Origin of the sequence: Halalkalibacter hemicellulosilyticusJCM 9152 (assembly GCF_000513115.1) — a bacterium.
Taxonomy (GTDB): domain Bacteria; phylum Bacillota; class Bacilli; order Bacillales; family Bacillaceae_D; genus Halalkalibacter; species Halalkalibacter hemicellulosilyticus.
This window is the reverse complement of the sequence record NZ_BAUU01000023.1, coordinates 39,618-60,904: the sequence shown is the minus strand read 5'-3', so window position 1 is coordinate 60,904 and position 21,287 is coordinate 39,618. Positions and strand designations below refer to the sequence as shown.

Here is a 21,287-nt window from a genome sequence, read left to right as displayed (position 1 = left end):
CCCCAACTTCACCTCTTCCAATACGCAGTGTAAAATTCATTACATCATTTGTCCAAATAAGTATAGGATATATAGTAATAGAAGGAAAGAGGAAAGCAAAAAGATTTCCACAAAATACCCCTGCTTTTTTTCTCGTCGGCGACTCTTGCTTTCCTTAGCATAAGATGAGGACGAGCTCTTCTTTCTAGATCTCTTCATTTGCTGCGATGAAGTTTGAGACTTGGGGGGCGCCTTAACTTCTAGTCCTTTCGACAACGCCTTTAGCATATCGTTTTTCATTAGCTGTGCATCATCATATTTCCCTTGTAGCGCCTTTAACAAAACGTGCTTAAAAGGAGATAGAATCGGTTTCCGTTCTATTTGACGTTTCAAAAATACGAGTGGCTTTTCCCCTTGTTTTTCGAACCTTTTTGGGTAAACACAATTAATCATGATCATAGCAACAGCAAACAAATCATAGCTAGACTCTGCCTTTCTCGTTCCTAATCCCCAATAACCACGATCATAAAATTCCGTGAATTCTTTGATTGAACGACCTATTAACGTCGTTCCACCAACGTCCAACAAACGAATTCTAGCTGGTGGGCCAACTACAATCATATTATCTGGCTTCAAATCACCAAACACCCAGCCTGAACGATGCAGCCTTTCTAAATCACCTAACAGCTGCACCATTAAGAGACCGAGCCATTCCACCCCTCTAGCACTCATAAAGTCTAGCAAACAAGGTCCCTTTAAATATTCCATTACATAAAACGGAAATGTTTTATTCCCATGAGTAAGATCATCGACATCAAACAAAGAAGGTCCAAGCATTTGGCTTTGAACCTTCGAAAAATGTTTTAATACATTCACCTCTGATGTTATCGACATTTGGTCAAGCCCAACCTTTAGTGCCACTTGCCCCTGCTTTGACTCAGCTAAATAAACCGTCCCATTTGCTCCTTCTCCTAGCTTTCGAATTACTCGATACGGATTTTTGTGCCATTTCCCGAGAAATTTTTCACCGACAGCAAGTCTACATCCCTGATTCTTTGAATAGCTGCTCTTCATCTTCACCAGCGATCAAACCCCTTCTTGATTCTGCCTTTGAGAATTTATGCAGTGCTTCCTTTAATGCTGGTCCTGTAGGAGTAATCCCTCCCGAAGACAGCTTTTGAAAAAGGCTTGTTAACGATTGGAGTTTTGGTGACCAATCTAATAGTTTATCGATATTTTTTCGCTTCCCAGGGAAAGCATATAAAGAGAAGCGATTAGCTCCCATTCTTGACGTTAAACTAATCGATAGATCTGTTAACGCTTCTTGTACCATTGGGAGTTTATTTTTCATACTAGCGCTCGTATCAACTAATAGAAGAACTTCAAGACTCATGGTTTCACCAAGCTCATCAACTACTTCCATTACCTCACCACGTTTGTTCGGCGGCAAATCTTCCATTTCCGTATGATCTCCCAATATTTGCGAAAGCTCCTTATTCACCACTCCATGAATCGTTTGCGTCATCGCTTTTCGCGTAACCATTTGAACCGTTTGAGGTAATTGTTTAGCATAAACGATTTGACTGACTCCATTACCAGCCATCGCTATTGCTTCAATTTCCTCTATTCCTTTTTCACTTAAGTGATTATCATCAACAATTCCAACGACATTTACTGTAATACCTTGCTCTTTTGCTAGCGCTGCAATCGCAATCGGATCTTCACCATGATTTGAATGTCCATCTGTCAACAATAGAATTTGCCTTAACGTTCCCTTATTCACTTAAATCCCCTCCAAGCATTGAATGGTAACAGCATTCACTAGCTTAAAAGGTTTTATACGTAAAAATAGATAATGTCCTAAGAAAAAACGCTCTGCTTTTTTTCTGATAAGCGGCGCGCGGAGCCGTTGCAGCGGTTCTCCGTTTTTCTGAAAGTGGGGTTCTTTCAGAAAAACGTGTAACGCTCTCCTTTAAGTTGGCCAACACCCTCTATGCTTTTCCCACATGTTTTTCCTCAAATTCTATAAATTTTTATCCTGCGAATCCATTTATACTCTACTTGACTAATCTTTTAAGAAAATGCAGCCTTCTGTGTTTGTTTCCTAAAAAGATGTGGTGATTTATACAAAGGAATCGCGGACCATTTCGGAGTATTTTGCTCTACCTTGGCCACAATGACCGTCATATCATCCTCAATATCTCCTTGTCCTTGCCTAATAATCCGCTCCAGTATTAAATCAGCAATATCTTGAGGGTTATCTGTATTTAATTCAGTAATCATGCGCTTCATCCACATTTCCTTATTTTCAATTTGCTTTGGAGCGTCGTAAATACCATCACTCATCATAATAAGGAGATCTCCTGGCTTAAGCTGCTCATTAACAACATCCACATCAAATTCCTGAAACACACCCATTGGTAAATTACTTGCCTCTATTTTTATAATTCGATCGCCTCGTTTAATAAAGCTAGGAATCGAACCAATTTTCAAAAAACGTGTTTGTGCATTTTGCAAATCAATCATTGCCAAATCTAATGTAGAAAAGACTTCATCTGTTGTCCGTAGCGACAAAACCGAATTAACCGATTTAATGGCTACCGTTTCCTCTATTCCTGATTGCAATACTTTCTGTAATAATTGTAATGTTTCATTACTTTCCAAATGGGCACGTTCACCATTCCCCATCCCATCACTAATGGCAATGGCATATTTTCCTGTATCGAGCTCAATGGTCGAATAACTATCACCCGACACCCACGCACCACCTTTAGCAACATGAGAAACACCTGTATTGACGATAAACTGTTTAGCCGATGCAAACGAAACATGACTGTAGCCATTAGGATAGAAACCACTCTCCTCTTTTTTCACAATAATCGTTTCCTTTAACAAATCAGAAATCATTGGAGCAATTATCTTCTCACAATGCCCCTCCCCTTGATAAGCAACACTCATTTCAATTTCTGTATGACCTTTTTCCAAACTAAATATATCTATATGACCTACCTCCATACCGACTGTTCGTAACGCATCAACCATCTGTTCCTCTTGATAATAGTATGCTTCCTTTTCCCGTTGAATTTCTTTAGCAAAATCGCCCATCACTCGTGATACGCCTAACAATTGATCAGCAACGAGCTTTCTACTTTCCATCACTTGCTTCTTTAACTTTTGATTTGCTTGAAATTGTTGTTGTTCTTGGTCAATCGCATGAATCACTTTGTCTGGCTTAATACAATGTCTCTTCCATTCAGCCATTAGCACTTGGTCTTTTATCTCTCCTTGATGCTCCATCTCAACCATCATTCGTTGCATAGAATCATATGTCTTTGAAAAATTCTTTACCCAGCACCTCTCTTTTTTAAAGCACGTTTGGCACGTTTTCTCTGTTACATTACTTAATAAATAATCCATTTCTCTTTCTTCATCTTCTTCAGTTGAAACGCGATCAGACGCTTGAAAGCTATTCGATAATGTTTGGAATAACGTTGAAAATTGCTCAACACGCCCTGCTGTAATGTCTCTTATTTTCCGTAAATACTGCTGCTGTTCCTTTGAATATTCTGCCGTTCCCGGAATATAACGAGCAAGATAGTAGACAAATCCTTTAGGTGTTAAAAAGAAAACCAATATGGCAAACAACGATTCTAGTAGTGTCACAGACAACGCAGATCCACCATCACCATAAAGACCAATTAATAATGTCCCTACAAGTAAACCGAGTCCGACACCCACACGCTTCCCTTCTTTTAACAGACCACCTAACAAACCTGCAAAAGCCAGTAAACTCATCTGATACAAGCTAGCCACACTCGCTAAGCTTAAAATCAACCCGGTCACAACTCCAACTGTCGAACCAATTGCAGCTCCGCCAACAAAAGCAAAGACTAACACAAGATACCTCGCCAACACGTGCTCAACTGTCACATCATAAAAGGCCCAGCCCACCGATCCCTGTCATAATAGATGCTAATAGGATAATTAAGCATACAATCTCTTCATTTCTTAGCGGCTGCTGAAATCGCCTCTGTGTAATTAACGGCACACTTTGCATAAAGATCATAGTCAAAATAAAGCTTAATCCCGCCTCTACTGTGGACATCATCCATACATATTGACTGACGGCCCCTTCAACTAAAAAGACCATTCCTACTCTCGTTAGTATACTTGCACCAAATACCATATAAGGCAAAGACTTAACCGAGTCAGTCACAAAGCGAGTGGTGAGCTTATAAATAATCACATAGGTGAATATAGCAATAACGATAAAGAGAGCTTGTCCATGGTAACTTGATAATGCTCCTAATACGAGCGAAATAGCCGCTATTGCAACACGTTCCTTCTTTAAAATGTAAATGGCTGCCAAGTAAGGAAGTGCAAATGGGGCCAATTCTGCTAAGATCATTGCTCTCCCAAGCAAAAAACCTACTACTGCAATAAGTAATCCATACTGGAAAAATAAAGATCTCATCCACATTTTAATTTGTCTAAAAATATGTCCTCCATGTATCCAGGCTTGTTCCATCACCGCTTCTTTTCTCATTCTTACTTCCACCACCTCTTTTAAAATCGTGGTTTCATTATATCGATTGTGATGCACAGTTTTTGTCAAAATGGAGACTCAATACACAAAAAGTGTTCGACTCTTTTCGGCTAAAATAGGTACACATACCAAAACTACTGCTTTCATCAGCAAAGAAATCCTCCAAATATAGGAGATTATTGAACATGATGGGGAAAGAAAAACAGGCGAGATTAAAAATAAGAGGTATATTTTTTTGCATGCGTCTCATGAGACTGAGACAAAAATATTTTAATAAATGTGAAACCAAACAAATACACAGCGATGCACGAAAAAACGCCTTTGAGAATTATTTCTCAAAGGCGTTTTTCTACGGTTTGACTATCTCAGAAATTGAGATAGCTTTTACTTTAGTAGCGGCGGAGGGGATCGAACCCCCGACCTCACGGGTATGAACCGTACGCTCTAGCCAGCTGAGCTACACCGCCATATTTCATGTTTCTTAATCACGACAAGTAATAATATACTATATTCATTTCTCTAAGTCAACATGATTTATGACAGAGGTCATTCAAAAAAGGAAAAGCCAGAGGGACTAAAAAAGTTTGAGTTTCAACTTTTTCGGTGCCCTTTAAGCGATGATTGAGCGAAACCGTTGCCTGTATTGGAAAACTTGAATGAGTTTCTCGTATCAAGCGAGCAACGAATGAAGCCATTGCTAATCAAATGAAAGATACTGAAAAAGTCGATTCGGTGAAAATCTAACTCTATAAGAGTAACCAAAAACACCGAGGGACAAATACCTCGGTGTTGATTTATCATGAGCTATAGCAGCAAGTTATCCTCTTCGTGCGCCTCGACCTCCACGCTTAGATTCCGTTTGACGTTTTAAGGTAGAAATGCGCTCTTCACTATCTTTCAAGAAACGACTCATTTTATCTTCAAAAGACAATGTAGACGGTCGTGATTGGTTTTGTCGTTGACCTCCCCCACGGCTACCACCTTGTGGGCGATTCGACCTTTGCTGATAAGGACGATTTGGACGTTCTGAGTTGGCTGGTCGTTCAGGACGTTCTGACCGTTCAGGACGATCCTGAGCTTTACGAATTGATAAACCAATCTTCCCATCCTTCTCAACGTTCACAACCTTAACTGTTACTTCATCTCCAACCTTTAAAAACTCATTAATGTCCTTAACATAGTTATCAGCGACTTCGCTAATATGAACAAGACCCGTTGAACCACCTGGAAGCTCTACAAAAGCTCCAAAATGTGTAATCCCCGTAACCTTGCCTTCTAACTTGCTGCCTGCTTCGATTGACATGAAAAAATAGATCCTCCTTAAGAAATCTTAAAAATATTCGTTTGTTTACATTATACTCGAATCGAAAAAAATGTGTCAATCTATTGGTATGTTAGGTATTTTAAACAACGTTTCACCTGGCATGGTCAAGAAGTAATCACGCCTAGCAATTTCAGCTATGTAATAAACATCTTGGTAATTTTCCACATCTACATGCAAACGATCTTCTTCTTGCTTAAGCTCAGCTAGAAAAACTTCTAGCTCTGCTTTCTCCTGCCTTTTTTCATCTACTACTGCAAGTTGAGAGGAAATGGTCACACCACCAAAGCCTAGTAATACAACCGTTGCTATTCCGATAACCGTTAAACGTCGAATGAGACCACGACGTTTCTTTGTGGCTAGTTCCAATTCACGCTCTTTTTGCTGAATATACTGATTGTCTAATTCTCTTACTCTTGACATTCGGTTAGTGACCATGATAATTCCCTCCCTTATATTAATCTTTTTTCTTCTTAAATAGCAAAAATCCTTTTATTCTTTTCAAAAAAGGCAGCCATTTTTCAAAAAGAGATCGAAGACCTGTCCATTTAAATAGCGGAATACTTAATAAATAGCCTACTTTCCAAATACATTTCCACAATCCATGCAAAATCGTCAAGACTATCGATAATACCATCATACACAATGAATAGGCTACTTTCAATAGATACTTAGTAGGGTTTATAAGAAGAATAACAAATAATCGAACGATCATTCGATATATGGATAGGATCTTTTGAATCAAATACTCTAAACAACTTTGGTAAATTCGTTGGAAAAGAGCTTGATACGCTGCATAACCACAAAAAAGGGCAACAAACATCACAAAACGCACTTCACCATTATTCACATGTAAGAGAACATAAAATACGATACATGCCTGAATGAACCAAAATAAAACATCATTTAAAGCAAAAAGCCAATAATATGTCGTCCTATTCTTAAGGAGACGATGGTACGTATCAATAGCCGCTCCAATATAAAGACCCATACCAATCATGGATAGGATTGTATAAAATTGAATGGTAACATTCACTTGAATAACTTCCCAAACAATCCTTTAGACTTCTCTTGCTGACTTTGATCTAAATAAACGAGATCATATACCTTTCCCTCTATAGACACAATCCCTTGATCAACATTTAGGTTTTTCATGTGCAAATTTTGTCCACGGACTGATAGAAATCCCATAACCGTTTCAAGTAAAAATTCCTCATTATCGAAGCTCTCTACCTGTTTCACTCCGGTAATATCTAGCTGTTTCCTACTAATTAAACGAATATCGTGATCATTGGTTTCCCTTTTTCTCCCCATTGGAGTACCGTGTTCATATTGATTATCCATGCTCATTCCTCCTCCATTCACTTCTTTAATGAAATGTATGAACAAAGAATTTTATTTAGAACAAGCTCTCTCAGATAAACAAATTCGCACTCCTACATTTAAAGGCACTGGAAAAGATTGATTTTAACTTTTTTGGTCGTCTCAACCTTACGATACAGGCTCTTCCTTTACAATTGTATACAGCATACCTGCTTGTTCCTTACGAACAACATCTTTCACATCATTAACTTCAACCGTTACGAGCTTTTGTCCAAAACGAATCACAAGTATATCTCCAGGCTTCACATTCGAACCGGCTTTTGCCACTTGGTCATTAATTGTTATGCGCCCTTGCTCACAAACCTCTTTTGCTAATGTTCTTCTTTTAATAATTCGAGATACTTTAAGAAATTTATCGAGTCTCATGTTACATCCCCTTCTTTCTCTAATTGTTTTGCTTCTTCCCAAATTTCATCTAATTGCTCCAACGTCAGATTCGACATGACCAATCCCCGTTCTCGTGTAACCGTATCAATATAATTAAAGCGCCTTCTAAATTTCTGATTAGCTCCTAATAACGCTTCTTCGGCATCTATTTCATAAAAACGAGCCAAGTTCGTTACGACAAACAACATATCTCCAAGTTCTTTCGTCATTTCATTCATACGCTCGTACTTCACTTCTTGTAAAAATTCACCAATTTCTTCTTGTAGCTTGACGAGAATCGGCGCAGCATCTGACCAATCAAAGCCAACCTTTGCCGCTTGCTTTTGAAGCTTCTTCGACTCTATTAAAGCGGGAATTCCTTTTGGAATCGCATCTAATAGCAGCTCCACAGGCTGTTGCCGCCCCTTTTCTTGCTGCTTGATTGCATCCCAATTCATGACCACATCTTCACTGCCCTTAACCTTCACATCACCGAATACATGAGGGTGACGCCGTATCATCTTTTCTGTTAGCGAACGGACAACATCGTCAATAGAAAAATAACCTTCATCTTCACCAATTTGGGCATGCAGCATGACCTGCAAGAGGACATCGCCTAATTCCTCGATTAAATGTTCATCATCCTCTTGATCAATCGCTTCTAATACTTCATACGCTTCTTCTAATAAATATTTCTTTAATGAAGCATGAGTCTGCTTCTGATCCCACGGACAGCCACCAGGCCCACGAAGCTTAGTGATCACTTGACGCAACGTCACAAATTCCCCATATAATAACTGATCATTCTTAACGGGGGGGACATAGATAGCCGTTAAATTAGAAAGAGCTAGATCACGATCGAGCTCATACAAAGGTACAGTTTTAATGATTTGATTACGAGAGCCAGCTGCCGTCACAATCGTTACCTTATAATCATCAGGTAAGCGATCCATCAATGTTAACTTCACTTCTGAAGCAATATATGAATCATACACTTGTACAATAATCATATGATGGGTCAGCTCAAGCTCATCTCTATTCATGCTTGTCCCGTCAATAATCTGACAGCCTTCAATTGGATCAATTTGTAACGCTGTATACATGTCATCTAAAAAGCTTTGTCCTCCTAATACGTGTAGCGTCACGTCTTGATCATCCTTTAATAATTGAACCGTTCTTTCTGCAACAAATGGATGACCTGGCACAGCATAGATCAATTCTGTACCATTCTCTTCTTTTAATTGTTCGACAATCGCTTCATAAACCCTTTCAAAATCATCATATTCTTCATATAAATGATCAAACGACTCAATGACAATCCCTTCAGCTTCCAACTCCTTGATCGCCGGATGATCCTTTGTCCGTACAAGGAGTTTTTTGTGCTTAGCTATGTAACGATATATACCTAATGGCATTTGTTCAAGATCACCTGAACCTAAGCCAATGACTGTTACTTTTTTCATCTTATTTCACCTTCTTTTCATGACGATTGTTCTCACTTTATTTAACACAGGTACCATCCCCCACTCACTTTTGCTAAATACGGGCAGGAGGCTAATTGTAACCATAACGACCACCATACCAACGACCGAGGTTGAAACAGCTATAAGAGTGTCATAGAGGCGGTTCGATTCTTGTATAAACAGATTAAGCCATTGCTTAAATGCTAAGCTACTAACCGCCAGCCCTATTAATACAATAAGAATGGTACAATATGAACGAATACGACCAAACGAAAGAATCCCTTTTTTATAACCATTATACATTAAATAGACGAACATACAGACAAACCCAATAACGGTTGACCATGCCGCTCCCATTACACCAAAGTGAGTGACAAAAAGAAACTGTCCAGCTACCTTGATCGCAAGTCCTACAAGCACGGCAATAAAGGGTAAATGTAAGAAGGAATACCCTTGATAAATGGCCGACATCGTGACAAATAGAGATTGCAACAAAATGACAAGTGCTAATACTCTAAGGACATCTGAACCCTTTTCATCTGTAAATAACATATGATTCGTCTCGTTCATAATGATGAACAAGCCAACCGTTGCCGCTCCTGCTATTAAGAATGTTAACCGAAAAGCAGTCTGTTGGTGGCGCTTCGCTTCTTTCAATTTTCCCGCTGTAACAGCCCTAGTCATCATCGGAACCAATGCTAATGTAAATGTAGTCGTTAACACAGCCCCTACTTGAATAAGAGGCTGTCCACGATCATAGACCGCTTTTTCAATATATGCTGTTAATGAATCCATACCCGAGGACTCTAGTAAACGAATGATTGTTAATGCATCAACAAGCTGAAACAAAATAAGGACAAGAACACTTATACAAATATAGAAGCTATGCTTTACTAGTGAAAGGCATGTAGGCAACAACTGCTTAAACGAAGTAGAGTGCAACTGAAAAATCCAGACTTGTTTGAACCAATGACCTCTTGTCATGATTAATAGCAAGAAGACGCCACACCCCGCTCCTATCCACGAACCATAAGCTGCTCCTGCTCCAATTTGATAAGCATCGAACCCATAGTATACAAAATATATTGTAACGCCGATAATGACTGACACACGAATCAACTGTTCACCAATATGTGAAACAGCTGTCGATATGAGCTCCCCTTCACTTTGTGCATAACCGCGCCCAACACTTAAAAAAGGAATAACAAATAAAATAAAGCTCATTGCTTGAAGAGGTTCTTTTAACTGTTCATCTCCCATTATTGTTGCAATGGTTCCTGCTTTGAAATAAATGAATAACCATACGAGCACAACCATTAGTAATAAACTATAAAAAAATAAAGCCGTTAATTGTCTCGCTTCCTGCTTCCTACCTAATTCAAGAAGCTCCACTCTCTTTCTTGATAATGCGACAGGTAGCCCGTACATGGATAACACCATGGCTATCCCATATAATGGATAAATCTGTTGGTAAACGTAGAAGCCTACATCCCCTGCTAAATTTTGAAAAGGCACACGATAAATCGCACTTAACACTTTTGCTATTAATGCGGCTATTGATACAAAGGCTAGCCCTTTCATCATTCGCTGTTGTTCCTGCACTAGCCATTCTCCTCACTTTTTTCCGTTATGTATTATCATACTGAAAGTTGAACAAAACGGCAAAGGAAATAAAGGAATATCCCAACTAAAAAAGTCGCTACAATTAAAAACATTGTAACGACCTTCATATAGAGAATATAATATTGAAATATTAAGACTTTAACAGGCTGTTCAAGAAAATATTCTCTCTTCCTTACTTATTGCTCCATTTGTCGAGCAAGGAAACCAGCAGCAGTTTCAGCCAACTTCTGCTCCATCGCACCTGCCAACTCTTCGTCGCGACTAAAAATCACAACCGCACCAATCGGATCGCCATTAGCGATAATTGGCGTTGCCACATACCCCTTCAAATCATCCTGATGATCGCTGACGATGTTATAATCACCTTGAGTTGTCACAAGATCGGTTTTTCGACCATCGATTACTTTTTCAATCACCTGACCAACCGCTTTATTTAAGAACTCCTTTTTCGGTGCACCCGCCACAGCAATAAAAGTATCTCGATCAGCAATTAATACAAAATGATTCAAACTATCATAGAGAGCTTCTGCATACTCCTTCGCAAAATCGCCAAGTTCCGATATTGGTGAATATTTCTTTAAAATAACTTCCCCATCACGGTCAACAAAGATCTCCAAAGGGTCACCTTCACGAATACGAAGAGTCCGCCTAATTTCTTTCGGAATAACAACCCGCCCTAAATCATCAATACGACGAACGATACCTGTAGCTTTCATACGTTATTGCCTCACTTTCTAATGATGTTTTCACTTGATGGTAAGTGGTAAGAAAAATATCCATTTCTTTTCTTAGCTATAGTATCTTTCGTAAAAAAAGAACTATTCACCAATTAGTCATTTTATCCACTTAGCTAAATTTCCCAAGTGGTTCATTATGTAGTGAGGTTTTTTTGAGCTCTTGGAATAGAGTCGATTATTTTTTCCATTCGATCCAGTATTTGCTCGTCCGTTAATGATTTTGTCTTAATCGTACATTTGATTTGTCGATTACTCGTACCAATATTAACCTCTCTTCCAATGGGAAGAATAAGCTCCATTAATTTGGCACCTTCGATTGTTTGAGTCGTTTCCTCAGATAACAAAATTTCAATCTGGTCCTTCTGTTCGGAAACCTTTTCAATTTGCATTTTATTTGCGATCAGCTTCATTTTCGTTAACCGTAGCAGGAAATCAACCTGTTTGGGATATTCTCCAAAGCGATCAAAGATTTCATCACGTAAATCACTAATATCTTCGACCGTACTAGCCCCTTTAAATCGTTTATAAATCTCGATCTTCTGTTGGGCATCTTGAATAAAGCTTTCAGGAATATAAGCATCAACTTTCACATCTAACTCCACTGAAAAAGGCTTCTCTGTCGGTTTATCACCTTTTCGTTCATCAATGGCTTCTTTTAACATTTGTGAATACAAATCAAATCCGACTGATTCAATAAACCCATGTTGCTGTGCTCCTAATAAATTTCCCGCACCACGTATGGACAAATCACGCATCGCAATTTTAAATCCTGAACCTAGCTCAGTAAATTCCTTAATCGCTTGCAACCGTTTTTCTGCTACTTCTGTTAAAACTTTATCACGTTGATACGTAAAGTACGCATAAGCAACTCGATTAGAACGACCGACTCGACCACGAATTTGATACAACTGAGATAAACCCATCTTATCTGCATTATAGATGATAAGCGTATTAACATTTGGAATATCGACACCTGTTTCAATAATCGTCGTCGTTACAAGTACATCACTATTGCCTTCAAGGAAGTCCAGCATAATCGTCTCTAGCTCCCTTTCATTCATTTGTCCATGTGCATAGCTAATCCGCGCATCTGGAACAAGCATCGAAAGTTGCTCAGTCATCCGCTCAATATCATCAACCCGATTGTATAAAAAGTAAACTTGACCTCCACGTGACAGCTCACGCTCAATGGCTTCACGTATTAATGCTCCATTATATTCAACGACATATGTCTGTACAGGAAATCGATTCTCTGGTGGTGTTTCTATAACAGATAGATCACGAACACCTAACATCGACATATGTAACGTACGAGGAATAGGTGTCGCGGTTAACGTCAATACGTCGATATTCGCCTTCAATTTTTTTATTTTTTCTTTGTGCGTGACTCCAAATCGTTGCTCTTCATCAACAATAAGCAAGCCGAGGTCCTTATATTCCACATCTTTTGATAACAAACGGTGAGTACCTACAATTAAATCAATTGAACCAGCCTTTAATCCTTTTAATGTTTCATTTTGCTCCTTTCGAGAGCGAAAACGACTTAATACACCAATATTAATAGGATGATCAGCAAAACGCTCCTTGATCGTTTCATAGTGCTGTTGCGCTAGAATCGTTGTTGGTACTAAGATGGCTACTTGCTTCTCATCCATGATCGCTTTAAATGCTGCACGAATGGCTACCTCAGTCTTCCCGTAACCTACATCTCCACATAGTAGACGATCCATTGGACGCCCTTTTTCCATATCCTCTTTAATTTCATCGCTTGCTCGAATTTGATCTTCCGTTTCTTGATAAGGGAACGATGACTCAAACGTTCTTTGCTCCTCAGTATCCTTTGAAAAAGCGAAGCCTTTACTCGCCTCACGCTCAGCATACAATTTAATCAAATCATCAGCTATATCTTCTACAGATGATTGTACTTTTTTCTTTACTTTCTTCCAGTCATTCCCACCTAATGCGTATATTTTCGGATCTTTTTCTTCTGAGCCAACATATTTTTGCACTTGGTCAATTTGTTCAACTGGTACATACAGCTTGTCATTTCCAGCATAACGTAAATGTAGGTAATCTTTATGAAGACCATTTATCTCTAACGTTTCTACACCTAAGTATTTCCCGATCCCATGATTCGTGTGAACAATCAAATCTCCCACTTTTAATTCAGAATAACTCTTTATACGTTCAGCATTTGACAATTTATTCTTACGCTGTGGCCGTTTGACCGCTTTTTTCGCAAAAATCTCTTCCTCTGTAATGACAACGAGTTTGCTCTTTGATAACTCGAAGCCTTTATGAAGTGCACCGACCATCATGTGAACTTTACCAGAGATTAAGTTCGTCTGATCTTCAACAAGCTGACTATCGATCCCTTCTTCTTCAAGCTGTAAAACTAGGCGCTTTGCTCGATCAGTTGAACTCGCTAAAAAGACAAGCGCCTGATCTTGTTTCAGCCAACGCTCCACTTCAGATTTTAATAAAGGTAGTTGCCCATGGAACTCCTGCATCGACTTACATGTAATAGACATGATGTTTTCCGGGTTTGTCGAAGGAACATGCTTTAGAAATAAAGATAAATAGATAGATGAGAAACGCTTTTGTTTAATTTCTTCAAATACAGGGAGAGACATCCTAACGTCATGAACCATCTCTCCTTGCTCTAATAACGCCATACTCCATTGCGCTTCCTCTTGGTCTAAATGATCAGCCATTTCTTTAATTCGTGACATTTCATCAAACAAAATACACGTATCTTCTCGTAAATAGGATACAAGCGAATACTCTTCCTCATAGTAAAGAGACATGTATTTATACATTCCTTGAAATGATGTTTGCTGTTTTAATTGTCCGACTTCAAAAGATATATGCTGTGTTAGTTTTTCTTTTACTTCCTTAGATTTAATTTTTGTTAACGTACTAGAAAGCCTACTTTTTAAACGCTCCTCTGCTCGCTTATAATCGTCATGACGTAATAGCACTTCCTGCACCGGAGAAATGAGGACACTTTGCATTTCCTCCTCCGAACGTTGTGTTTCAACTTGGAAGCTACGAATCGAATCAATCTCTGTATCAAATAATTCAATTCGAATCGGATTCGTAACTGTAAGCGGATACAGGTCAATAATACCTCCACGGACGCTCACTTCACCTGGTGAGGCGACCATATCCACTCTTTGAAAACCCATTGTAATAAGCTGATCTAGCAGCTTTGTCGTATCACCTATATCCGTTCCCACTTTCAATTCAAGCTGATGGTGCTTCCAGACATGCTTTGGAGGAAGCTGCCTTCTCATTCCAGCTATAGGGACAATCACCACACCATTAAATGATTGTACAAGCTTATTTAACACCTCAATGCGTTGCGCTTTCATTTCAGGACTAGCAACGGCTATTTCGGCTGAAATTAGCTCATTTACAGGATATAACAAAACTTGATCCTCATGTAAAAATTCAATAAAGTCCTCATATAGCTTCTGCGCTTGATATAAATTATGTGTGACGATCAACAGCGGCTGTGATGTTTCTAAAAACAATGACGAAGCAAACAGCGCTCGAGATGAACCTGTTAGTCCCGTTATTAGCTGCTCCTTCATTCCCGATTTAACTGTTGTAGCAATCGTTTGTATATCTTCACTTGTACGAAAATACTGTTGCAATCCTTTCATGCTTCTCCCCCTGTTATGTCTTAACCTCACGTTCAACATGATAATATATGTATGAATGCTATTTCTTTTGTATTCGTGCTCTACAACTAAAGTTCCTGCCATAGAAAAGGAAGGCATCTCAAAAGGGCACGTTATCCTTTGAGATACCTTCGAAGCCTTGTAATAATCCTCTCATTTTAAAATAGAGTCTCCCTCTATTGTACGACAATATCGACTTCATGCAAATCAGGATTTCGAATAAGCGCTTCATGACAATCTTCACAAATGACCTTTACGTGTATATCGCCATTTTCCAAATATGATACCATCTCGGTTCGCTCTGTACTCGTGAGCATATCAAAGCCTAATACGTTTGCATGTATAGAATGTTCAATCGTCCCAACCTTTGCATGACAATGCCTGCATTGATAATGGATAGCCAATACTAGCGCTCCTTTCACCCGTATACTTGTCATTAGTATGAGCAAATTGAACACGACCTATACACTAATTGAACCGATTCATCACTTGTATGAAAGGTATCTCTGTCCATGCCTCTACCGCTTTTGCAGCTTGTTTCACAGCATTTGATACATCTTCTTTTTCCTCAGGCTTGTAACTACCGAGAACATAATTGACAATCGATTGACCTGGCTCAGGTCGGTTAATCCCAATTCGAATTCGGTTAAACTCATTCGTGCCTAACTGTTGAATGGTAGACTTAATCCCATTATGACCACCCGCACTACCTTTTTGCCGTAAGCGAATTTTACCAGGTGGTAAGTCCATATCGTCATAAATGACAACAAGATCTTCAATGGACAATTTGTAATAATCACGAATCATTCGTATCGCTTCACCAGACAAATTCATATATGTTAGTGGCTTCATTAGAATCACTTGCTCACCATTCACAAGCCCCTTACCGTATAAGCTTTTAAACTTCAATTGATTAAGTTCAATTCCTAGCTCTTTCGCACAATAATCAATACAGTCAAAGCCTACATTGTGGCGTGTTCCTCGATATTTTTCACCTGGATTTCCAAGTCCAACAATTAATTTCAAGGCTATTCTCTCCCTTACGATCCATATGTGGCAGCTCATATCTACCCCACATTTGGTAAGCCCCTCACAATCCACTATAAAAGAGCCCATAATGAGTATATCTCATTACAGGCTATTTTCATAATATAGATATCCTTATTCCTCATTATCAGGCTTTTCGTTAATGACTTCTGGCTCCGCACCTTCCTCAGCTTCCGTTCCTTCTGGCTCAACTTCAGCTGCAGGTGCTTGAACGGTTACGATCGTTTCCTCATCTTCATTCACGACCTCAGCCTTAAGAGAAGATCGAATATCGGCTACCTGAATCGAATCACCAATCGCTAAATTTGATACATCTACAACAATTTCTTCAGGTATATCAGCTGGTAAACATTTCACTGATATATCATACAATAAATGAGAGACAACGCCACCCTCTTTTTCACCAGGCGCTTCCCCCTCAAGTCGTACAGATACCTCTGCCACAATTTCAGATTGCATATCCACTTCAAAGAAATCAATATGCAAATATTCATTTTTAAGCGGGTCGACTTGAATGTCGTGCACCATCACTTGGTGTTTTGACTTCCCTTCAATATCCAAGGAAAATAATCCGTTCTTACCTACATCCCGAATCGTTTTTAATAGGTCTACTCCTTCAACTGACACAGGCTGACTCTCTGTCTTACTTCCATATATAACAGCAGGTACATATCCTTTTTTACGTATTTTTCTCGTTGCAGAACCTCTTAAGTCTTCTCTCGGATTTGCTTGTAAAACGGTTGCCATGATTTATACCACCTCTAATATGATTTTTAGATGTCTCTATTTCATGTTTTCCCCGAATACGACCTTTTCAAACCACTTTTTCAAATCAATCAAATAACTTACTGACGGATGCGTGCTCATGAACACGGATGATCGCTTCCCCAAGTAAGGCTGCGACCGAAAGCTCTGTAACCTTTTCACTTCTTTTCTCGTCAGTTAGTGGAATTGAATTTGTGACGACAAGCTCTTTAATCTTTGAATTATTAATACGTTCCATTGCTGGACCTGATAGAACTGGGTGTGTACAGCATGCATATACTTCCTTGGCACCTGATTCAACTAACGCATTAGCCGCTAATGTAATCGTACCAGCCGTATCAATAATATCATCAATAATAATCGCTGTTTTCCCTTCAATATGCCCAACGATATTCATAACCTCAGATACGTTAGGCTTCGGTCTACGCTTATCAATAATCGCAATTGGTGCTTTTAAGCGATCAGCCATTTTACGTGCCCGAACCACTCCTCCATGATCTGGAGAGACAATAACAATATCTTCTAACTTCTTATCTTGAAAATAATCAGCCAAAATAGGTACCCCTACTAATTGGTCAACTGGGATATCAAAGAAGCCTTGTATTTGTGTCGCATGCAGATCTAGAGTTAATACCCTTGTTGCCCCAGCTGTTTGCATTAAATTAGCGACAAGCTTTGACGTAATTGGCTCTCTTGCCCGCGCCTTACGGTCTTGACGCGCGTAACCATAGTATGGGAGAACCAAATTAATTGTATGGGCAGATGCTCGTTTCAATGCATCAATCATAATGAGAAGCTCCATAATATGTTCATTTGCAGGTGCAGATGTCGATTGAATTAAGTAAACATCACAGCCACGAATACTTTCTTCAATATTGATTTGGACTTCCCCATCACTAAATCGTGTAACAGAACAATCTCCCATTGGGACACCGATATGCTCTGTAATTTGGTGTGCTAAATCAGGATTTGAATTAAGTGTAAAAATCTTTAACCGTGGATCGCCGTATTTGGGCATCTTTTTTTCCCTCCGAAATAACTTATTTATCTATTTTTTCTTGTTGATGTAATCAGGTTTATTCGTTTGCCTAGAGCGTGCGATGGAGAGAGACGACTCTGGTACATCATCCGTTATCGTGGAACCAGCAGCAACTAACGCTTGCTTACCAACCGTTACGGGAGCAATCAGGTTCGCATTACATCCAATAAAGGCACCATCTTCAATAATCGTCTTAAATTTATTCTTACCATCGTAGTTTACAGTTACAGCGCCACAGCTAAAATTCACATTTGATCCAACCGTTGCATCCCCTATGTAACTTAAATGCGAAGCTTTACTCCCATGACCTAAGCTTGATTTCTTAATTTCAACAAAGTTGCCAATTCGCGCTTCATCCCCGATGTTTGACTGTGGGCGAATATGAGCAAATGGACCAACCGAAACCATTTTGCCAATCTCACTATCATGGACAACAGACTGCCTAATAGCTGTCTCATCACCAATTAAGCTGTCTTTAACTTCAGTATTTGGACCAATGATACAATTACGCCCCACTGACACATCTCCTTGTAAGTGTGTGCCAGGATAAATGATTGTATCCTGCCCAATCATTGCTTGTGCTGAAATATACGTATTTTCCGGGTCAATTAACGTAACCCCTTGTCTCATCCAATACTCATTAATGCGCTTTCTCATCCATTGCTCAGCTTGAGATAACGCTACCCGGTCATTTACTCCCAATGTCTCATCAAACGTTGGCGTTTGATAGGCAGCTACGGCTTCACCTTGCTTCTTCAAAATTTCAATAACATCTGGTAAATAATATTCACCCTGTGCATTATCATTACCAACTTGCTTCAATGCTTTAAAGAGCAAAGCATTATCAAAGCAATACGTACCAGTATTGATCTCCTGTACCTCAAGTTCTTCTTTTGAAGCATCTTTCTGTTCAACAATACGCTCAACAAGTCCATGCTCATTTCGAATAACCCGTCCATAACCACTAGGATCTTCTGCCTTTGCTGTTAATACAGTCACCTTCGCACTTTCACGTTCGTGACATTCTAACAATTCATTCAACGTATGTGCTGTCAGAAGGGGTGTATCTCCACATAAAACGAGCGTAATGCCTTCTTTTTGCTCAAGTAAATCAGCAGCTTGCATGACCGCATGCCCTGTGCCTAGCTGCTCCTCTTGTACAACATATGAAACCTGTTCACCTAACTGCTCTTGTACAACTTCAGCGCCAAAACCGACAACAGCAATCTGCTCCTCCACTCCTAAAGCTGCGACTTGATCAACAACATGTTGAACCATTGGCTTCCCGCATACAGGATGTAACACTTTATATAACGTTGATTTCATCCGTGTCCCTTGTCCCGCTGCTAAAATAACCGCATAACGATTGCTCATGGTTTCCCTCCAGATCTTCCATTTTCCATTACGAATATACTCTAAAACTAAGGCTATTTCAAGGATTTATCGGTAACCTTCACAAATATGCTATTAATATCCGACAAAAGTCGATCCATGCTATTCTCCTCTTTTTGAAAAAAACAGACGCAAAAAACCACTATGTACTTCGATCATAGTGGTTTTGCTTATCGATAATACGAGACTACGAAGCACCTGCTTCTTCATACTCCACTTCTTCTACTTCGCCAGCCTTTTCATATTCCGTTAAAACAGCTGTTTGGATCTTCTCTCTTGTTTGCGAAGAAATTGGGTGGGCAATATCTCGAAATTCGCCATCTGGAGTTCTTTTACTTGGCATTGCTACAAACAAACCATTATTACCATCAATAACACGAATATCATGGACAACAAACTCGTGATCAATTGTAATAGAAGCAATGGCACGCATTCGTCCATCCGTATTTACACGACGTAATCTCACATCTGTCACCTGCATTTAAGTCACCACCTATAGGAATGTTTATTCATACTTAGACATTTCTCTAAAAATATGGGATTTCCTTCTTTTTTTCGAAACTTTTTTTATTTTTTTGAATTTATAAGGAAAACGACTTTGTAGTCTTAGACCGTAAACAAAACGCCATTGAGAAAGATATGACAAAATTTTGTATTTTCTTGACACAAAAAAAGAAGGCGACAACATCACCTTCTTTCCTACATCTATTCTGAACTACTCTTTCACTAACGCAATCACTTCAATTTCAACAAGAACATCTTTCGGTAGTCTTGCTACTTCTACACAAGAACGGGCAGGCTTATGCGTATCGAAATATTCACCATACACACCATTAATAAGCGGGAAATCGTTCATATCTTTAATAAATACCGTTGCCTTAACAACCGTTTCTAAAGAAGCTCCTGCTTCCTTAAGGACAGCCTGTAAGTTTTTGAATACTTGATGAGTTTGCTCTTCCACTGTACCTTGAATCAGTTCCCCTGTTGCCGTTAATGGAATTTGACCTGAACTATAGAACATATTATTAACGACTACCCCTTGCGAGTATGGTCCAATGGCATCCGGTGCATCTGATGTATAAATAGTTTTCATTTTATTATTCCTCCTCTGCTTCTTTTAATAAATCTAATACATTTCCACGCTCTACTTTAATTGATTTATCGCGGACATTCACTTCTGACAAACGAGTAATCGACATATACTCATCAACTAAACGCTCTTCCACTCCAACAGTCTCCACTAACACACCAATACCAACCAATTCCGCTTGGAACTCCTCTAGTAAATCCATCATCCCACGAATCGTTCCACCAGCTTTCATGAAATCATCAACAATGAAAACACGAGAGCCAGGCGCCAAACTTCTACGCGCAAGCGTCATTGTTTGAATTCGTTTCGACGAACCTGACACGTAATTAATACTAACCATTGAACCCTCTGTCACTAGGTGATCTCGGCGTACAATACTTACAGGTACATTTAGTTGTTGTCCAACTGCGTAAGCCAATGGGATTCCCTTAGTTGCAACCGTTAAAACTGCATCAATCTTTTCAGAGGCCAAAATAGAGGCGAATACTCGGCCCACACGCTGCATAAAGGTTGGATCTCCTAATAGATCCATCATGTATAAATAGCCACCAGGTAATATTCGTTCAGGTACTGCCAACGAATCAATCACTTCATCTACTAGTAGCCCCGCTTGCTTACTTTCAATACGCGGAATAAATTTCACTCCGCCACTTGCACCTGATATCGTTAATAATGAGCCGTATCCTTCTTCCTCGAATATATCTTTGACAATGACTAAGTCTTCACTAATTGAAGACTTTGCAGATTGATAACGCTCTGAAAAGTGTGTGAGAGATATGACCTCATGTGGGTGTTGCAGTAAAAAATAAGTCATATCTACTAAACGACCACTGCGCTTTATTTTTTTCAT

The 21,287-nt window shown here is 39.2% G+C and carries 19 protein-coding genes, 1 tRNA gene and 1 pseudogene; all 21 read right to left on the bottom strand.

Annotation, left to right across the window (positions count from 1 at the left end; translation table 11 throughout):
• Positions 1-39: 39 nt before the first annotated feature.
• The 21 genes and pseudogenes from prkT to purR all read right to left on the bottom strand — a co-directional run bounded on the left by prkT (position 40) and on the right by purR (position 21,287).
• Positions 40-1,053, bottom strand: coding sequence for a serine/threonine protein kinase PrkT (gene prkT, locus JCM9152_RS14725; protein ID WP_035345850.1), 1,014 nt, complete (start codon positions 1,051-1,053; stop codon positions 40-42).
• Positions 1,019-1,762, bottom strand: a complete 744-nt coding sequence (locus tag JCM9152_RS14720) for a VWA domain-containing protein (protein ID WP_035345819.1) — start codon at positions 1,760-1,762, stop codon at positions 1,019-1,021. The genes prkT and JCM9152_RS14720 overlap by 35 nt, the downstream gene beginning before the upstream one ends.
• Positions 1,763-2,052: 290 nt before the next feature.
• Positions 2,053-4,507, bottom strand: a pseudogene (gene spoIIE / locus JCM9152_RS14715) (stage II sporulation protein E).
• 411 nt (positions 4,508-4,918) lie between these two features.
• A tRNA-Met gene (locus JCM9152_RS14710) sits at positions 4,919-4,992 on the bottom strand.
• 350 nt (positions 4,993-5,342) lie between these two features.
• A complete protein-coding gene (locus JCM9152_RS14705; protein ID WP_035345817.1) occupies positions 5,343-5,828 on the bottom strand; it encodes a S1 domain-containing RNA-binding protein in 486 nt (161 codons plus the stop codon).
• A gap of 75 nt (positions 5,829-5,903) precedes the next feature.
• Positions 5,904-6,284 (bottom strand): FtsB family cell division protein, encoded by a 381-nt coding sequence (locus tag JCM9152_RS14700; protein ID WP_035345815.1) that lies wholly within the window; start codon positions 6,282-6,284, stop codon positions 5,904-5,906.
• 19 nt (positions 6,285-6,303) lie between these two features.
• Complete coding sequence (yabQ, locus tag JCM9152_RS14695; RefSeq protein WP_035345813.1) at positions 6,304-6,882, bottom strand: spore cortex biosynthesis protein YabQ; 579 nt, start codon at positions 6,880-6,882, stop codon at positions 6,304-6,306.
• Positions 6,879-7,190, bottom strand: coding sequence for a sporulation protein YabP (gene yabP, locus JCM9152_RS14690; protein ID WP_035345811.1), 312 nt, complete (start codon positions 7,188-7,190; stop codon positions 6,879-6,881). The genes yabQ and yabP overlap by 4 nt, the downstream gene beginning before the upstream one ends.
• A 147-nt stretch (positions 7,191-7,337) precedes the next feature.
• Positions 7,338-7,595 (bottom strand): RNA-binding S4 domain-containing protein, encoded by a 258-nt coding sequence (locus JCM9152_RS14685; protein WP_035345809.1) that lies wholly within the window; start codon positions 7,593-7,595, stop codon positions 7,338-7,340.
• Positions 7,592-9,058: a bifunctional methyltransferase/pyrophosphohydrolase YabN gene (yabN, locus tag JCM9152_RS14680; RefSeq protein ID WP_035345807.1), complete on the bottom strand. Its 1,467-nt coding sequence runs from the start codon at positions 9,056-9,058 to the stop codon at positions 7,592-7,594. The genes JCM9152_RS14685 and yabN overlap by 4 nt, the downstream gene beginning before the upstream one ends.
• A 6-nt stretch (positions 9,059-9,064) precedes the next feature.
• Positions 9,065-10,660 carry a polysaccharide biosynthesis protein gene (locus JCM9152_RS14675; RefSeq protein ID WP_035345805.1) on the bottom strand — a complete coding sequence of 532 codons (1,596 nt, stop codon included), beginning with the start codon at positions 10,658-10,660 and terminating at the stop codon, positions 9,065-9,067.
• Between the two features lie 197 nt (positions 10,661-10,857).
• Positions 10,858-11,397: a stage V sporulation protein T gene (gene spoVT, locus JCM9152_RS14670; RefSeq protein WP_035345803.1), complete on the bottom strand. Its 540-nt coding sequence runs from the start codon at positions 11,395-11,397 to the stop codon at positions 10,858-10,860.
• Between the two features lie 155 nt (positions 11,398-11,552).
• Positions 11,553-15,086, bottom strand: coding sequence for a transcription-repair coupling factor (mfd, locus tag JCM9152_RS14665; RefSeq protein ID WP_035345801.1), 3,534 nt, complete (start codon positions 15,084-15,086; stop codon positions 11,553-11,555).
• A gap of 194 nt (positions 15,087-15,280) precedes the next feature.
• Positions 15,281-15,508 (bottom strand): anti-sigma-F factor Fin, encoded by a 228-nt coding sequence (gene fin / locus JCM9152_RS14660; RefSeq protein ID WP_035345799.1) that lies wholly within the window; start codon positions 15,506-15,508, stop codon positions 15,281-15,283.
• Positions 15,509-15,572: 64 nt separating this feature from the next.
• Positions 15,573-16,130, bottom strand: coding sequence for an aminoacyl-tRNA hydrolase (pth, locus tag JCM9152_RS14655; RefSeq protein ID WP_035345797.1), 558 nt, complete (start codon positions 16,128-16,130; stop codon positions 15,573-15,575).
• Positions 16,131-16,265: 135 nt separating this feature from the next.
• Positions 16,266-16,898 (bottom strand): 50S ribosomal protein L25/general stress protein Ctc, encoded by a 633-nt coding sequence (locus JCM9152_RS14650; protein WP_035345795.1) that lies wholly within the window; start codon positions 16,896-16,898, stop codon positions 16,266-16,268.
• Between the two features lie 85 nt (positions 16,899-16,983).
• Positions 16,984-17,934 carry a ribose-phosphate diphosphokinase gene (locus JCM9152_RS14645; RefSeq protein WP_035345793.1) on the bottom strand — a complete coding sequence of 317 codons (951 nt, stop codon included), beginning with the start codon at positions 17,932-17,934 and terminating at the stop codon, positions 16,984-16,986.
• Between the two features lie 30 nt (positions 17,935-17,964).
• Complete coding sequence (glmU, locus tag JCM9152_RS14640) at positions 17,965-19,329, bottom strand: bifunctional UDP-N-acetylglucosamine diphosphorylase/glucosamine-1-phosphate N-acetyltransferase GlmU (protein WP_035345791.1); 1,365 nt, start codon at positions 19,327-19,329, stop codon at positions 17,965-17,967.
• Between the two features lie 205 nt (positions 19,330-19,534).
• Positions 19,535-19,828, bottom strand: a complete 294-nt coding sequence (spoVG, locus tag JCM9152_RS14635; RefSeq protein ID WP_035345789.1) for a septation regulator SpoVG — start codon at positions 19,826-19,828, stop codon at positions 19,535-19,537.
• 234 nt (positions 19,829-20,062) lie between these two features.
• Complete coding sequence (locus tag JCM9152_RS14630; protein ID WP_035345787.1) at positions 20,063-20,440, bottom strand: RidA family protein; 378 nt, start codon at positions 20,438-20,440, stop codon at positions 20,063-20,065.
• Positions 20,441-20,444: 4 nt separating this feature from the next.
• Positions 20,445-21,287 carry a pur operon repressor gene (gene purR / locus JCM9152_RS14625; protein ID WP_035345785.1) on the bottom strand — a complete coding sequence of 281 codons (843 nt, stop codon included), beginning with the start codon at positions 21,285-21,287 and terminating at the stop codon, positions 20,445-20,447.

Excerpts from the sequence above, each read along its gene's own strand:
- yabN (WP_035345807.1), bottom strand. The coding sequence starts at position 9,058 with ATGAAAAAAGTAACAGTCATTGGCTTAGGTTCAGGTGATCTTGAACAA.
- spoVT (WP_035345803.1), bottom strand. The coding sequence starts at position 11,397 with ATGAAAGCTACAGGTATCGTTCGTCGTATTGATGATTTAGGGCGGGTT.
- JCM9152_RS14645 (WP_035345793.1), bottom strand. The coding sequence starts at position 17,934 with ATGCCCAAATACGGCGATCCACGGTTAAAGATTTTTACACTTAATTCA.
- spoVG (WP_035345789.1), bottom strand. The coding sequence starts at position 19,828 with ATGCAGGTGACAGATGTGAGATTACGTCGTGTAAATACGGATGGACGA.
- purR (WP_035345785.1), bottom strand. The coding sequence starts at position 21,287 with ATGAAAAAAATAAAGCGCAGTGGTCGTTTAGTAGATATGACTTATTTT.
- JCM9152_RS14630 (WP_035345787.1), bottom strand. The coding sequence starts at position 20,440 with ATGAAAACTATTTATACATCAGATGCACCGGATGCCATTGGACCATAC.
- prkT (WP_035345850.1), bottom strand. The coding sequence starts at position 1,053 with ATGAAGAGCAGCTATTCAAAGAATCAGGGATGTAGACTTGCTGTCGGT.
- mfd (WP_035345801.1), bottom strand. The coding sequence starts at position 15,086 with ATGAAAGGATTGCAACAGTATTTTCGTACAAGTGAAGATATACAAACG.
- JCM9152_RS14705 (WP_035345817.1), bottom strand. The coding sequence starts at position 5,828 with ATGTCAATCGAAGCAGGCAGCAAGTTAGAAGGCAAGGTTACGGGGATT.
- JCM9152_RS14650 (WP_035345795.1), bottom strand. The coding sequence starts at position 16,898 with ATGGCAACCGTTTTACAAGCAAATCCGAGAGAAGACTTAAGAGGTTCT.
- JCM9152_RS14685 (WP_035345809.1), bottom strand. The coding sequence starts at position 7,595 with ATGAGACTCGATAAATTTCTTAAAGTATCTCGAATTATTAAAAGAAGA.
- glmU (WP_035345791.1), bottom strand. The coding sequence starts at position 19,329 with ATGAGCAATCGTTATGCGGTTATTTTAGCAGCGGGACAAGGGACACGG.
- yabP (WP_035345811.1), bottom strand. The coding sequence starts at position 7,190 with ATGGATAATCAATATGAACACGGTACTCCAATGGGGAGAAAAAGGGAA.
- JCM9152_RS14700 (WP_035345815.1), bottom strand. The coding sequence starts at position 6,284 with ATGGTCACTAACCGAATGTCAAGAGTAAGAGAATTAGACAATCAGTAT.